The organism is Xanthomonas sp. 3075 (assembly GCF_014197275.1).
GTDB classification, from domain to species: Bacteria; Pseudomonadota; Gammaproteobacteria; order Xanthomonadales; family Xanthomonadaceae; genus Xanthomonas; species Xanthomonas campestris_B.
Map to the genome: position 1 here is coordinate 191,442 of NZ_JACIFI010000004.1, position 14,526 is coordinate 205,967.

Annotated in this window: 12 protein-coding genes and 1 pseudogene; 11 read left to right on the forward strand and 2 right to left on the reverse strand. The window is 58.1% G+C overall.

All coding sequences use genetic code 11. The annotated features are described in order from the left end of the window. Window positions 1-77 precede the first annotated feature (77 nt). The 11 genes and pseudogenes from GGR62_RS05850 to GGR62_RS05900 all read left to right on the forward strand — a co-directional run bounded on the left by GGR62_RS05850 (window position 78) and on the right by GGR62_RS05900 (window position 12,386). A complete protein-coding gene (locus tag GGR62_RS05850) occupies window positions 78-608 on the forward strand; it encodes a MarR family transcriptional regulator (RefSeq protein WP_184406978.1) in 531 nt (176 codons plus the stop codon). Then, on the forward strand, window positions 598-1,284 hold the full coding sequence (locus tag GGR62_RS05855) for a hypothetical protein (RefSeq protein WP_260305535.1): 687 nt from the start codon (window positions 598-600) through the stop codon (window positions 1,282-1,284). Before GGR62_RS05850 ends, GGR62_RS05855 begins: the two co-directional genes overlap by 11 nt. A gap of 94 nt (window positions 1,285-1,378) precedes the next feature. Beyond that, window positions 1,379-1,642, forward strand: coding sequence for a YlcI/YnfO family protein (locus tag GGR62_RS05860; protein ID WP_184406979.1), 264 nt, complete (start codon window positions 1,379-1,381; stop codon window positions 1,640-1,642). Between the two features lie 6 nt (window positions 1,643-1,648). Continuing rightward, entirely contained in the window at window positions 1,649-1,957 is a 309-nt protein-coding gene (locus GGR62_RS05865; RefSeq protein WP_184406980.1) for a type II toxin-antitoxin system RelE/ParE family toxin, read from the forward strand. 40 nt (window positions 1,958-1,997) lie between these two features. Next, the gene (locus GGR62_RS05870) at window positions 1,998-2,888 is read left to right on the forward strand and encodes a restriction endonuclease (RefSeq protein ID WP_184406981.1); all 891 of its coding nucleotides are present in this window, start codon (window positions 1,998-2,000) and stop codon (window positions 2,886-2,888) included. A gap of 14 nt (window positions 2,889-2,902) precedes the next feature. After that, window positions 2,903-5,701 carry a DEAD/DEAH box helicase family protein gene (locus GGR62_RS05875; RefSeq protein WP_184406982.1) on the forward strand — a complete coding sequence of 933 codons (2,799 nt, stop codon included), beginning with the start codon at window positions 2,903-2,905 and terminating at the stop codon, window positions 5,699-5,701. Between the two features lie 15 nt (window positions 5,702-5,716). Further along, window positions 5,717-7,423 carry a class I SAM-dependent DNA methyltransferase gene (locus tag GGR62_RS05880; RefSeq protein WP_184406983.1) on the forward strand — a complete coding sequence of 569 codons (1,707 nt, stop codon included), beginning with the start codon at window positions 5,717-5,719 and terminating at the stop codon, window positions 7,421-7,423. Beyond that, window positions 7,420-8,991 (forward strand): restriction endonuclease subunit S, encoded by a 1,572-nt coding sequence (locus GGR62_RS05885; RefSeq protein ID WP_184406984.1) that lies wholly within the window; start codon window positions 7,420-7,422, stop codon window positions 8,989-8,991. The genes GGR62_RS05880 and GGR62_RS05885 overlap by 4 nt, the downstream gene beginning before the upstream one ends. Continuing rightward, a complete protein-coding gene (locus tag GGR62_RS05890; RefSeq protein ID WP_184406985.1) occupies window positions 8,988-10,778 on the forward strand; it encodes a restriction system-associated AAA family ATPase in 1,791 nt (596 codons plus the stop codon). Before GGR62_RS05885 ends, GGR62_RS05890 begins: the two co-directional genes overlap by 4 nt. Further along, window positions 10,778-11,842 (forward strand): hypothetical protein, encoded by a 1,065-nt coding sequence (locus tag GGR62_RS05895; protein WP_184406986.1) that lies wholly within the window; start codon window positions 10,778-10,780, stop codon window positions 11,840-11,842. Before GGR62_RS05890 ends, GGR62_RS05895 begins: the two co-directional genes overlap by 1 nt. A 270-nt stretch (window positions 11,843-12,112) precedes the next feature. Continuing rightward, window positions 12,113-12,386 (forward strand): annotated as a pseudogene (locus GGR62_RS05900) (hypothetical protein). Window positions 12,387-12,516: 130 nt separating this feature from the next. On the opposite strand, the gene GGR62_RS05905 reads toward GGR62_RS05900, so the two are convergent. Both GGR62_RS05905 and GGR62_RS05910 read right to left on the reverse strand, forming a co-directional pair. After that, a complete protein-coding gene (locus GGR62_RS05905; protein ID WP_184406987.1) occupies window positions 12,517-13,530 on the reverse strand; it encodes a hypothetical protein in 1,014 nt (337 codons plus the stop codon). 58 nt (window positions 13,531-13,588) lie between these two features. After that, window positions 13,589-14,524, reverse strand: a complete 936-nt coding sequence (locus GGR62_RS05910) for a hypothetical protein (protein WP_184406988.1) — start codon at window positions 14,522-14,524, stop codon at window positions 13,589-13,591. Between the last annotated feature and the right edge of the window lie 2 nt (window positions 14,525-14,526).

Below are 14,526 nucleotides of genomic sequence, written 5' to 3' on the forward strand. Positions count from 1 at the left end.
GAAAACGCCCGCTTGCAAAATTCGGTCGCTCGACGGATATTCCATATTCCGGAATATGGAAGAAGGTGGGTTCGGCTGTGGAACTGAAGCCACAGGATCTAGTGGTGCTGTACAAGCAGGTCGCCCAGGCGGGCCAGGTCTGGACGTATGCATCCCTTGGAGAAGCGCTGGGCATGAGCCCGTCTCAGGTGCATCGCAGCGTCAAGCGCGCGGTGGCATCCGGCTTGGCGCTGGAAAAAAGCCGTGGCGAGTGGGAGACGGTACGCACAGCGCTGCATGAATTTGCGGTCCACGGCGTGCGCTATGCCTTTCCTGCCGTCATCGGGCCGCTAAGGCGTGGCATTCCTACGGCCTTCGGCGTGCCCCCACTGTCCATTGCCATTTCCAGCTCCCCAGGGGATGCACCGGTGTGGCCAAGCGCGCAGGGCACGGCCAAAGGCCCCAGCTTGTCGCCGTTGTCGACCGGTGTGCCCAACGCTGCGCTGGCCGACCCTGCCTTGCACCAACTGCTGGCGCTGCAGGACGCCCTGCGCAGCGGGCGTGCCCGCGAGCGCACGCTGGCAGCAAGCTATCTCAAACAATTGCTGAGGCTTGGCGATGCGCTCTGACGATCCTAATTTGCCGCACCTGCTTGTGATTGCGAATGCATTGGGCGAGCTTTGCGACCACGTGGTCTTCCTCGGCGGAGCAGTTGTTGGCCTGCTGGTATCCGATCCATTGGCGGAAAACGTCCGCGCCACCTATGACGTCGATGCGGTGGTCAATCTTGATTGGTCCCGGTTCCGCGGTATCGAGGCGCGTGTGGAGTTGCAGGGCTTCGCGCGCGAGATGCAGAGCGGCGTCGTCTGCCGCTGGGTACACCAAGCGTCGGGCGTCATCTTCGACCTGATGCCGGTGGATGCCGGCGTGCTTGGCTTCTCCAACCGCTGGTACGCCCATGCTGTAGAGACGGCCCAAGTGGTTGCGTTGAGCGATCGCCTGTCCATCCGCTTGGTGACAGCGACAGCATTCGTGGCGACCAAGCTCGAAGCCTTCGTTACCCGAGGCAACAGTGACTTCCTTTCCAGTCACGACCTGGAGGACGTCCTCAATGTCGTCGATGGCCGGGCCGAGCTGGTGGAAGAGTTTGCCGTGGAGCATGCAGACCTTCGGCATTGGGTTGCCGACGTGTTCGTGGGGCTGGTGGATAACCCGGCGTTTGTGAACGCGTTGCCGGGATTGGTCGCCGAACCGGAGCGCGCAAGCGTCGTGCTTCAGCGCCTACGCACCATTGCATCAGCGTAGCCGCGACATCGTCGGCTTAGGTCTGCAAAGAAAACTTGAAGCACCGCCGCTCGCTTGCGATGATGCATCGCAATTGCAACGCACTGGGCCAGCCATGAAATCCGCATCTCTTCCATCGCTCCGGGTAGACCCGGCGCTACGCGAAGCGGCCGAGGCTGTGTTGCAGGAGGGCGAGACGCTTTCCAGCTTCGTCGAGCACTCCGTGCGCGCCCAGGTGCAGCAGCGCCAGCGGCAGGAAGCCTTCATCGCACGCGGGCTGGCCTCGCGTGACAGCGCCAAGGCATCCAACCAGTACATCGACGCGAAGGATGTGCTGGCCGGGCTGCAGTTCCAACTGGACAAGGCGCGCAAGGGCTAAGCCAAGGTGGGATTTTCCGTCCGCTTCACTCAGCAAGCGCGCGACGATCTCGCGCGTCTTTACGACTGGCTGCTACAGCGTGCCGAAGGCGACTTCACCGTGGCCGAGCGCGCGCTGCAGGCCATCCGCGACGGCGTCACCGTGCTTGAACTGGCCCCGTTGAGCTGCCGCAAGGCGGGGGTGGCAGATCCGTTCTTGCGCGAGCTCGTGATCGGCTTCGGTGCCAGCGGTTATGTACTGCTGTTTGAGGTGGAAAGCGATCAGGTCGTCACCGTTTTGGCAATCAGGCGTCAGCGTGAAGACGACTATCATTAAGCACGGCGTTCGCGGCAACGTCGCGCCACAGGGGAAGTAGATGGCCAATATCAGCAGGCGCCGCACGGGGGAACTAACCCGAGCGCTGTTCCATATCCTCAAGACCCAGCCGGAGGGCATGCGCGCCGCAGACGCGCTGGCCGCACTGGAAAAGCAGGTCGTACTCACCGAGTACGAAGCCGGCGACTACGAAACCGGCGGCCGTCGCTTCGAGAAGATCGTGCGCTTCAGCACCGTGGCGCCGGTCAAGGCCGGCTGGCTGGTCAAGGACAAAGGCATCTGGACCCTCACGCCAGAGGGCGAAGCGGCGCTGCACGCCTACCCGGATCCGGAGCAGTTCATCCGCACGGTGGGGCAGCTCTACAAGAAGTGGAAGAGCGCCCAGCCCGTCGCCGGCGAGGTCGACGATCCCGAAGGCGAGCTCACCGAGGAATCGGCCAGCATCACGCTGGAAGAAGCCGAAGAAATGGCATGGGCCGAGATCGAGGCGTACCTCGCCGCGATGCCGCCGTATGACTTCCAGGAACTCGTGGCGTCGCTGCTACGGGCGATGGGCTACCACGTCGCCTGGGTCGCACCGCCGGGCAAGGACGGTGGCACCGACATCATTGCCTACAACGACCCACTCGGCACCCGCCCGCCGCGCATCAAGGTGCAGGTCAAGCGCAATGCCAACTCGCCGCGGATCGATGTGACGGGCCTGCGCAGCTTTATGGCGGTTCTGGGGGATGGGGACGTCGGTTTGTTCGTCGCTTTGTCCGGCTTCACCAAGGACGCCGACTACGAAGCGCGGCAGTCGCATCGGCGGATCAATCTGATCGATGCGCGTCGGCTCGTCGACTTGTGGACGACGCACTATGCGCAGCTTGAAGACGTGGCGAGAACTCGTCTAGCCCTAAAGCCTGTTTGGTTCCTTGCAGCTGAAAACTGAGGAAGGTCCGAATCGTGCATAGAAGTGAAGCTCAGACGCGCTCGGAGTTGATTGATAACCAGCTCAAGCTTGCAGGCTGGAACGTCAAAGACCCAACCCAGGTTGTTGAGGAGTTCGACATTCTCACCAACTTGGCTAAAGGAGTGGCCGAACCTCGCACGCCTTACGAGGGCCACCAGTTCAGCGACTACGTCCTGCTCGGCAAAGACCGCAAGCCCCTGGCGGTAATTGAGGCCAAAAAGACCAGCCGCGATGCCGCCATTGGCCGCGAGCAAGCCAAGCAGTACTGCTACAACATTCAGAAGCAACTAGGCGGCGAACTGCCGTTCTGCTTCTACACCAACGGCCATGATCTGTACTTCTGGGACTTGGAAAACGCACCACCACGCAAGGTTGTCGGTTTCCCCACGCGCGACGATCTGGAACGCTTTGCCTATATCCGCCGCAACCGCAAGCCGCTGACGCAGGAGTTCATCAACACCTCGATTGCCGGTCGCGACTACCAGATCCGCGCCATTCGTTCGGTGCTCGAAGGTATAGAGCGGAAAAAGCGTGACTTCCTGCTGGTGATGGCTACCGGGACCGGTAAGACCCGCACCTGCATCGCCATGGTCGATGCCCTGATGCGCGCTGGCCACGCAGAGAAGGTGCTGTTCCTCGTGGATCGCATCGCGTTGCGTGAACAGGCACTGGCAGCCTTCAAGGAGCACTTGCCCAATGAGCCGCGCTGGCCCAATGTGGGTGAAAAACTGATCGCCACGGATCGTCGTGTCTATATCGCCACCTACCCGACGATGCTCAATATCATCCGGGACGAGGCGCAGCACATGTCGCCGCATTTCTTCGATTTCATCGTGGTCGATGAAAGTCACCGTTCGATCTACAACACCTTTGGCGATGTGCTCAGCTACTTCAAGACCATCACGCTGGGGCTAACGGCCACGCCGACCGACATCATTGACCACAACACTTTCCAGCTTTTCCATTGCGAAGACGGTATCCCCACGTTTGCTTACACCTACGAAGAAGCCGTAAACAACGTGCCTCCGTATCTCTGCAACTTTCAGGTCATGAAGATTCAGACCAAGTTCCAGATGGAAGGCATCAGCAAGCGCACCATTTCGCTGGAAGACCAGAAGAAGCTGATCCTGCAGGGCAGGGAGGTTGAGGACATCAACTTCGAGGGGACGCAGCTTGAAAAGCAGGTGATCAACAAGGGCACCAACACACTGATCGTCCGTGAGTTCATGGAAGAAGCCATCAAGGACGCCAATGGCGTGCTGCCGGGTAAGACCATCTTCTTTTGCGCAACAAAATCCCACGCCCGGCGCATGGAAGAAATCTTCGACAAGCTCTACCCGCAGTACCATGGTGAACTGGCCAAGGTGCTGGTGTCGGATGATCCGCGTGTTTACGGCAAGGGCGGCCTGCTCGACCAGTTCACCAGCAACGACATGCCGCGCATCGCCATCAGCGTGGACATGCTCGACACTGGTATCGACGTGCGTGAAATCGTCAACCTAGTCTTCGCCAAGCCAGTCTACTCGTACACCAAGTTCTGGCAGATGGTCGGGCGCGGCACACGTTTGCTGGAAGCCAGCAAGCCCAAGCCCTGGTGCCTTGAGAAAGATGTGTTTCTGATCCTCGACTGCTGGGACAACTTCGAATACTTCAAGCTCAACCCAAAGGGAAAGGAGCTCAAGCCGCAGTTGCCGCTGCCGGTGCGGCTGGTGGGCCTGCGGCTCGACAAGATCGAGAAGGCCAACGATGCCGGCCATACTGAAATCGCTGAGCGTGAAATCACCAAGCTCCGCCTCCAGATTGCCGCGCTACCCAAGGAGTCGGTGGTGATCAAGGAAGCCGCCGCAGCGCTGGCGCAGCTGGACGATGACAACTTCTGGATCAGTCTCAGCCACGACCGGTTGGAATTCTTGCGCGCTTCAATCAAGCCTCTGTTCCGCACGGTCTCCGACGCCGACTTCAAGGCCATGCGCTTCGAGCGCGACCTGCTCGAATATTCGCTAGCTGTATTGAATGAAGAAAAGGAACAAGCCGAAACCCTCAAGGAAGGCATTGTTGAACAAATCAGCGAATTGCCACTATCGGTGAGCTTCGTCAAGCAGGAAGAGGCCCTGATCCGCGCCGCGCAAACCAGTTACTACTGGTCCAAGGCGGATGAGGATGCCTTCGACGAATTGGTCGCCAAACTCGGCCCGCTGATGAAATTCCGCGAGCAATCTACCGGCCAGGAGCAAACCCATCTCGATCTGGCCGATGAACTGCACAAGAAAGAATTTGTGGAGTTTGGCCCGCAACACGAGGCCGTCAGCATCACCCGCTACCGCGAAATGGTGGAAACCCTGATCGCAGAACTCACCGCGCACAACGTGGTGCTGCAAAAGATCAAGAACGGCGAGGAAGTGAGCAGCGAAGAGGCAAACGACTTGGCCGAACTGCTGCACGAAGAACACCCGCACATCACCGAAGACCTGCTGCGTCAGGTCTACAAAAACCGCAAGGCGCGCTTCATACAATTCATCCGCCACATCCTGGGTATTGAAGTGCTCAGGAGCTTCCCGGACGAGGTCAGCGCAGCCTTTGACCAATTCATCCGCGCCCACACCACGCTCAGTAGCCGGCAGATGGAATTCCTCAATTTGCTGAAGGGCTTCATCATCGAGCGCGAAAAGGTGGAGAAGAAAGACCTGATCAACGCTCCCTTCACGGTCATCCACCCGCAGGGCATCCGTGGCGTGTTCGGCCCGGCCGAAATCAACGAGATCCTGCAGCTGACCGAACGGTTGGCTGCTTAAAAGGCAAGGTATCCCATGCTGCAAAACAACCCCGAACTCAAAAGCAAGATCGACCAGCTCTGGAACAAATTCTGGAGCGGCGGCATCAGCAACCCGCTCACCGCCATCGAACAGATTACCTACCTGCTGTTTATGAAGCGGCTTGACGAGCTGGACCAGAAGCGCCAGGCCGATGCCGAATGGACCAGTGAACAATACACATCCAAGTTCACCGGCACCTGGATCCCACCCGAGGAACGCAACTGGCCTGTGGCGCAACAGCGCCCGATCGACAAGCGCAGCCTGCGCTGGAGCGAATTCAAGCGCATGCGGGCCGAAGAGATGCTGCAGCACGTACAGGGCAAGGTCTTCCCCTTCCTCAAAGACCTGAACGGCGCAGAGAGTAACTTCACCCACCACATGCGCAACGCCGTGTTCATCATCCCCAAGCCAGCCCTGCTGGTGGAGGCGGTGAAGACAATCGACGACATCTTTGAAGTGATGGAGCGCGATTCCCAAGAAAAGGGGCAGGCCTTTCAGGACATCCAGGGAGACGTCTATGAATTCTTGCTTTCGGAAATTGCCACCGCCGGCAAGAACGGCCAGTTCCGCACCCCGCGCCACATCATCAAGCTTATGGCTGACTTGGTGCAGCCAGACGTTTCCGCACTGCTTCGTTCCAGCGCTACTAGGCTTTTCAAGATTGCAGACCCGGCCTGTGGGACGGGCGGCTTTTTGCTTGGCGCCTATCAATATTTGGTAACGCAGCTAGCAATTGAATCTGGCACGAATGATCTTGCAGCAGACGAAGATGGATTCAAACGAACATCAAAAGCCGCAACGCTGACCACAGCTGTGCAAGCCAAGCTTGCCGCGTCACTGTGGGGCTACGACATCGACCAGACCATGGTGCGCCTGGGGCTGATGAATCTGATGATGCACGGCATCGACGAGCCGCACATCGACTACAAAGACACCCTCAGCAAGAGCTACACCGAGGAAGCCGAATACGACATCGTGATGGCCAACCCGCCCTTTACCGGCAGCATCGACAAGGGCGACATCAACGAGCACCTGCAACTAGCCACCACCAAGACCGAGCTGTTGTTTGTCGAGAACATCTACCGCCTGCTCAAGAAGGGCGGAACCGCATGCGTAATCGTGCCGCAAGGCGTGCTGTTCGGCTCCGGCGGCGCGTTCAAGACGCTGCGTCAGATGCTGGTGGAGCGTTGCGAACTCAAGGCCGTGATCACCCTGCCCAGCGGCGTGTTCAAACCCTATGCCGGGGTCAGCACTGCCATCTTGCTGTTCACCAAAGTTTGGGGGCCGACGGACAAGGTGACGAAGCCCGCCACCGAACACGTCTGGTTTTATGAAATGGCCGCCGATGGCTATTCGCTGGACGACAAACGCAGCAAGCAGGAAGGCTTTGGCGATCTGCAAGATATCGTGGCCCAGTACCGCACTCGTAACGCCGCGAGCATTCCTGATGACAAGAGCGATCGCACTGCCAAGTGTTTCAGGGTGCCGCGCAGCGAGATTGCCGACGAGAAGAACAACTACGACCTCTCGCTCTCCCGCTACAAGCAGGATATCTTCGAGGAAGTGCACTACGACGCGCCGGGCGTGATTCTGGATCGGTTGATTCAGGCCGAGGTGGGTGATGTAGATGAAGCGGAGCTCGCCAAGGTGAAAAGCGGCATCGTGCGCAAGTTGCTCGAGTTGAAGGGGATGGTGGGATGAGATTTCGAAAGCTGTCTGAAATCGCACCTTCCGGTGCATCACCCGCCAAGCCGGCACCGGACGAAACTGTCTGGCATCTTACGCTGGACCAGATTGAATCTGGATCAGGAAAGATCTGGCGCCGCAGTTATGGACCGGCTTCGGATGCGGGTACATCTACGTTCGTATTTGATACTGGAAATGTTCTCTACTCAAAATTACGACCATATCTGAATAAAGTTATCTGCCCTGATAGCAGTGGCATTGCAACAACGGAGCTGGTCCCGCTTAGGCCAATTCCCGGCGAACTGAATCGTGAGTTTTTGTGCTTCTATCTGCGATCCCCTGAGTTCGTTTCGTGGGCAAGTGCGCAAGTGGATGGGGCAAAGATGCCACGAATGAAGATGAAATCATTCTGGGCACACGAAATGCCGCTCCCGCCTATCGACGACCAGATCCGCATTGCCCATCTGCTCGGAAGAGTGGAAGGGCTAATCGCCCAGCGCAAACAACACCTGCAACAATTGGACGACCTGCTCAAGAGCGTGTTTCTGGAGATGTTTGGCGACCCGGTGCGGAATGAGAAGAGCTGGAAGATCGGCTCTCTTGGTTCATATGGCTCGTTCAAGAATGGCCTTAACTTCGGCAAGGGCGAGAGTGGCGTAACTGTTCGCTATCTGGGCGTGGGTGATTTCAAATCCAAGGCTGCGTTAGATGATTTCGATAGCCTTGGATTCATTGAGCTCAATGAACTGCCTGCTTCGGACTATTTCCTCCATGACGGTGACCTCCTCTTTGTTCGATCAAATGGAAACAGAGAGCTAGTAGGCCGCTGCATGGCGGTGTATCCAGGAAAGGAGCGAGCCACTTACAGTGGCTTTTGCATTCGGTACCGCATTACTGATGCTTCTCTGCTAGCAATTTACGTCGCTCACCTTTTCCGCTCCGCAGCATTCCGCCGTGTTCTTTTTCAAGGCGGGCAAGGGGCGAACATTCAGAATATCAATCAACAGATTCTTTCTGGCCTACCAATCCCAATTCCCGACGAAGGCCTGCAGAACCAGTTCGCCGCAATCGTCGAAAAGGTCGAAGCTCTCAAATCCGGCTACCAACAAAGCCTCACCGATCTCGAATCCCTCTACGGTGCCCTGAGCCAGCAGGCCTTCAAGGGCGAGCTGGATTTGTCGCGGGTGGTTTTGCCTGCCGCCCCCATCGAAGGAGAAAGCCCGGTGGCCTCTTCCATGCCTGCGCCCATCACTACGCCGGTGATCGAATTGCCCGAAACCGATTTGCTGCAGCCCGCACTGCAAGACCCTGCAAAGCTTGCGCCCCTGCTGTGCTTCTGGCTGGAGGCCTATCGCACGCAGTTGGGCCGTGCGGCTTTCTCCCTCGAACGCTTCATCGCCGCCGCGCTAGCCCGGCTGGGCGAACTGCACCCGGACAATGATTTCGAATGGGCTGCCAGCGACTACGAGCCCATCAAGACCTGGGCGTTCGAGGCATTGGCCGCTGGTGCCCTGACGCAGGCGTTTGATGACGACGGCAACCGCATCGAGCTCAAAGCCTCCGCCGAGCAAAGCCTGGCATGAAGCTGCTGCGCCTCAAGATCACCGACCCTAAAGGCTTTCGCAGTTTACCTTGCGGGTTTGAGCACCACTTCCGCACCGAGTGGAGCTTGCAGGACGAGCTGGCGCAAGCGAATGCCTTTGCGCCCTTTGTCTGCGCCGGGCCCAACGGCAGCGGCAAATCCAACCTGCTCGAAGCGCTGGCGGCCATCTTCTTTCAGCTGGAAGTGCTGCGCGTGCGCCGCAGCTTTCTGCCCGAAGCCTTGCAGGACGAGGCGCCGGATGTTTCGCCCGTCGCCTTTGAGCTCGACTACCTGATCCGCGTGCCCGCCGAGTACCACAACCCGGACAGCCCGGCATGGGCGGAAGTGAGCGTGTGGAAGAACGCCGGCGAATCGGTGCGCTTTTTTTGGAAGAACCAGAGCAAATTCAGCACCGATGTGTATGAGGTGTTCAAGGGCGACCATGCCGACATCCTGCTGCCGCAGTACGTGCTGGGCTATTCGTCGGGTGAGAACGAAATCCTCAGCCTGCCCTTCTTCAAGATGCGTTTCGTGCAGTTCGACGAATACTGGAACGCGCTCGCCAAGCAACTACCCTATCCTGGTTACCCAGAAACGCGGCTGGCTTACCTCGATAACGGGTTCAGTCAGGCCATCCTGCTGTGCAATCTACTGTTTCAGGACGAGGCCACCTTGCAGCCCTTCCGCGAGGACATAGGCATTGGAGAGCTGAAGCAATTTCGTATCATTCTGCGCCGGAGTATTCCCGTCACGCGTCACCAGCTGGCAGCCTTCACATCAGGTGACTACATTATGTCCACCGAGATGCAGGACGGTCGGTTCGCGGGTACCGATGCGGTCTATCTTGATCCAGCCACCGGAGACTATCGGCTCAAGTTGTTGCACGGCTTAGAGGCGAATGAGCGAACACAAAATACCTCCATCATCGAGAAGCTCAAGCGCTGCGCCACGCTGCATTTCCACGATGAGGCGTCGGACACACTGGTCCTTGATTACTGGGTCAATGAGAACACCCAGAAAGCCTTCCGCGCCAACTTTGATGATTCGCCTCTGGCCTTGTTCCAGGCACTGCAAGTTCTCCTAGCGCTGAATCTCTATCCGGTTAGCGAAACCCTGAAGGCGGATCTCTACACCTCGACCAGTCACTACGTCAGTGAGACGGTGCCGACCTTGGCGTCCGATGAGCGCGCCATGCGCATCAAGAACTTCTACTTCACGAAGCAGGGTGTTGAGAAGCCGATGCTTCTCAAAGAGTTGTCGGATGGCGAGCACCAACTGCTGCACAGCCTCGGCTTGTGCCTGCTGTTCCGCGACACCAATAGCCTGTTCCTGCTCGACGAGCCCGAAACGCACTTCAACCCCGACTGGCGAGCTAAATTCATCAGCCGCTTACGCCAATGCCTGCCAGGCAAAGGTGAATATTCACAGGAAATGCTGATCACCACCCACACGCCTTTCCTGATCTCCGACAGCAAGCCGGATAAGGTGCTGGTGTTTGCTAAGGACAAAACCAGTGGCGCAGTCATTATCCGCCATCCTGACTACAACACGCTGGGCGCCTCGATCAACAAGATCACCATGAACACCTTCGATAAGCGCGAAACCATCGGTGGACATGCGCAAGCTTTGCTGGAGGGATTTCGTGCCCGCTTTAAGCGGGGCGGAGAAGACAAGGAAGCCCTGATCACGGAAATTCACCAGAAACTGGGTGACTCAGTGGAAAAAGTCCTACTGATCAATGCCATCCTCGACGGGGATCAGCCAAGCAATGGGGAGGCTCAGCGCTGATGCTGTTTCCATATATCTACGTGCACCACAAGATGGAGAAGATGCAGGCCTTCATCGATTTCATCTTTTATGAAGTGTGGTGCAAGGCGCCTATTGGTCTAGCCTTCCATCCGGACCTGTTTGGGGGCAATCCGGAACTGAAGGAGGTCATGGTCGAGTTCGGATTCTCCGCAAAAGCACCAACGCGTGGAAAGACGTTTTACAAAGATACGGAAGCCATCTACGAACTTTTCGCGTCGCTTACAGCGCAGCAAGTTGATCAGTTCAAGCGGTGGTATCAAAGCAACAACGATCTGGAGAAAGTTTGCGCCAATGATCCGGCAACATGCCTCGCCCGTTACACCGACATCGCCGTCAATCACCTGGGTCTTGCCGGCCAACTGGGCACCTTCTTCAAGGGTTTGTATTCGCAGTCACTCCTAGATCTGACCGCGCTGCGCGCCAAGATCGGCGAGATAGACGATCACTACCTGAAATTCGTGCAAACCAACACTTCTGGGATATGCCCGTTCTGCGGTATTAGCAATATAAAAGGCGAGCATCACAGCAAGCGGGAGGCCTATGACCACTACCTGCCTAAGTCTCTTTACCCGTTCAACTCCATCAACTTCCGCAATCTGGCTCCTGTTTGCCACGAGTGCAACAGTGCTTACAAGGGCGTGAAGGACCCTGCATACAATTCGACTGGTCGGCGCAAAGCGTTTTACTCCTTCGCAGCAGATGCGCAAGCCATCGAGATCGAGGTGGCCTTGGGGCATTTCGACATTGAGAGCCTTACGCCTGCGGACGTACGTGTGCAGTTCGGTCCCGCCGTCATCTCCGAAAAAATTGACACCTGGAAAGACGTCTATGGCATTGAAGAGCGCTACAAAGCTAAAATCTGTGGGGAGAATGGCGGCAAGTATTGGCTGATGCAGGTACTGGACGAGTGGAAGGAGGGCGGTCGAGACCCTGCTGATTTTATGGCCACGATTGCGCGGCAGTCGCAGAGGAGTCCATATGCCGACTGCAATTTCCTCAGAAAGCCTTTTCTTGATGCTTGCAAGCTGATTGGCGTTATTTGATGGCTTGACACCGGAATATTTCGGTTGCAGTCTTGCTGCACGGAGCCTCGAAACTCCCCGAACAGCGGTACCCACCTCCGACAAACCGGTGGGTTTTTTGTGCCTGCAACTTTATAGGTGCAACCGACGCGATGCCTGCGTCGGGAGGGCGGCTAATACAACACCCGCAAGGGGAATACGCCCGCCGGCTGTTCGCGGTTTCGAGCCTCCCGACTTCCCGTCCGTCGCCTTGCGGCGGGCGGGCTGATTCCATGGAATGAGGAGCAGGCCATGTCGGACGTTGTACGCGATGTGCAGTCACACCTAGGCTACTACCTGTGACCTGCCAGAAGGCGCGCAGTACCGCTTGCAGCAACTGCGCGACCATATGCGCTTTTTGGCGCGCCTTGCGCAGCCACGCACAAGGGCCGAAGAGCAGTTACGCCAGCCGGCCATCTGCATGGACGAGTTGGCGTTTTGCCTGGAGCTGCTAGCCGAGCAGGTGAATCAGGTGCTGAGCGATGTGGAGTGCCCCTCCATGCCCGATTTCCAGCCATCACTGTGAGGCGTGGCTGCCGCGTGGTTGGATGAGCCGATTAGATGTGCTGTGCTGCTCGCGTAGGTGTGCCCTGTAACCGCAACGTCGGGCAACTACGTGGGCCAGACCGTGCGCGTCGATAGCTTGGCGCAAAGCCTCATTTGCCTGCAATGACGTAGCGATCTTCCTTGTTGCATTCCGACGGTCTGTCCGTACATGGCCATAGGCGTGCAGGCACTGTGTCGCGGTTCTCGAAGTGGTCGCCGTCCCAGAGGAAAAAGCCGGCATGCACTAGCATGCCGCGATCGAAGGCGCGGGGCGCGTCTTCGGCTAGCGGTTGCTCGGGGTCGAGCTCCATTATCCAGCGACCCACAGGGACCTGGTCCAGGCGCGAGGCATCCAGGAACGCCTCGCTTGCACCGGCTGCCTGATAGCGCTTGTAAAGTTCGTGGCCCAGCGTGTCGACGGGCTGCCGGATGCTCGTGGTCACATCTTCGGCCTGGCCATTCGCAATGCGGTATGCGCGCAGACCGCCGCCTAGTCGCTGATTGCCTGGCTTTGCGCACTGTTGTCTTGCCGCATCCATCGTTTTGTCGGGCGGAAGCTGCTCAAGCTCTTTGCAGGATGTGCTGACAAGCGCAAGGTAGCCCACTACGCCCGGGGACACGCCTTGAAAAACACGTACCCATATAAAATACGCGGCGCCGGATTGCCCGGTACTGGTGATGCGGAAGTCGGAGGACGAAGTGCCATGCGGTATCTCGACAACGTAACTGCTTTCTTTCTCCAGCAGATGCTTCAGAAGCGGGCGTGGGACTTGAAGTGAGTCTGTTGGCAACGAAAGCAGCGCAGCGACGACCTCGTCGGGAATGGGGCGATAGCTGCCGTTGGCTGCAGTTCGATTGTTAGGGCTTGCGACCCCGGGCAAAGCTTGGGCAAGGTGAGGTACGTTCTTGCTGCCCGTGCTGGAGTCGGGAATTGTTGTGGTAGCCGGTGGATTGATCTTGGCAGATGACGCAGGTACTTGCTGAGAACAGCTGGTAAGCGCCAGAAACGCGAGAGCTGCGATTGCACGCAGGCAAAGGCTGCTTTGCATTTTATCTGCCTCCGATCTTAGGTTATTGATGTCGTTGCTGCCCCCAGCGCTTCGATAGCAGTTTTCTGTAACCACGCCGTCGGGCAACTCCGTGAGCCGGGCTGTACGCGCCGACAGTTATCGCGCGAATGACTCACTTGTCGGCAGTGACGTAGCGATCTTCCTTGTTGCATTCCGACGGTCTGTCCGTACACGGCCATAGGCGTGCAGGCACCGTGTCGCGGTTCTCGAAGTGGTTGCCGTTCCAGAGGAAAAAGCCGGCATGCACCAGCATGCCGCGATCGAAGGCGCGGGGCGCGTCTTCGGCTAGCGGTTGCTCGGGGTCGAGCTCCATGATCCAACGACCGACGGGGACTTGATCCAGGCGGGAGTCGTCCAGGAACGCGTCGCCTGCCCCTGCCGCCTGATAGCGGTCATAGAGTTCGGAGCCTAGCGCGTCTTTGGGCTGTCGAATGGATGCGGTCACGTCTTCCACCTTGCCGTCGACGATACGATAGGCGCGCAATCCAGTGCCTAGTCCCTTTCTGCCTGGCTTTGCGCACTCCCGCTTTGCCGCCTCTGTCGTGTCATCAGAGGGGAGGCCTACAAGTTGGCTGCAGGCCGCGCTGATATGGACGAGATAGCCTGCAATATCTGGAGATTGGCCCCGAAATGTCCGCACCCATAAGGCGTAGTCTGCCCCGGAGCTGCGGATACTGGTAATCCGGAATTCAGGCGGCGAGGAACCGCGGGAGACTTCGACCACATAGCCTTCGCGCCCCAATATCTGCTTCAGCAATGGTCGCGGTACCTGGAGTGGTGCCATTGGCAACGATAGCAGCGCAGTTGCCACCTCTGCCGGGATGGCGCGATAACGTCCGTTGGGTGCGTCTCGATTGTTGAGGTCTCCGACGCCTGGCAACCCCGGCGCCAGTTCGATGGTAGTGCCCGCCGTCTTGTTCTGATCTGAATGTGTCGCCTCAGGCGCTGGCGCTTCTTTGGGCGTCGTCGCAGGTGCTTGCTGAGAACAGCCAGCCAGTGTGGAAAATGCGAGAGCTGCGAGTATTGGAAGGCAAACGTTGCTTTGCATTT

Bases quoted from the DNA above. Each gene is read 5' to 3' on its own strand.
- GGR62_RS05855 (WP_260305535.1), top strand. From the start codon at position 598: ATGCGCTCTGACGATCCTAATTTGCCGCACCTGCTTGTGATTGCGAAT.
- GGR62_RS05860 (WP_184406979.1), top strand. From the start codon at position 1,379: ATGAAATCCGCATCTCTTCCATCGCTCCGGGTAGACCCGGCGCTACGC.
- GGR62_RS05870 (WP_184406981.1), top strand. From the start codon at position 1,998: ATGGCCAATATCAGCAGGCGCCGCACGGGGGAACTAACCCGAGCGCTG.
- GGR62_RS05880 (WP_184406983.1), top strand. From the start codon at position 5,717: ATGCTGCAAAACAACCCCGAACTCAAAAGCAAGATCGACCAGCTCTGG.
- GGR62_RS05885 (WP_184406984.1), top strand. From the start codon at position 7,420: ATGAGATTTCGAAAGCTGTCTGAAATCGCACCTTCCGGTGCATCACCC.
- GGR62_RS05890 (WP_184406985.1), top strand. From the start codon at position 8,988: ATGAAGCTGCTGCGCCTCAAGATCACCGACCCTAAAGGCTTTCGCAGT.
- GGR62_RS05895 (WP_184406986.1), top strand. From the start codon at position 10,778: ATGCTGTTTCCATATATCTACGTGCACCACAAGATGGAGAAGATGCAG.
- GGR62_RS05910 (WP_184406988.1), bottom strand. From the start codon at position 14,524: ATGCAAAGCAACGTTTGCCTTCCAATACTCGCAGCTCTCGCATTTTCC.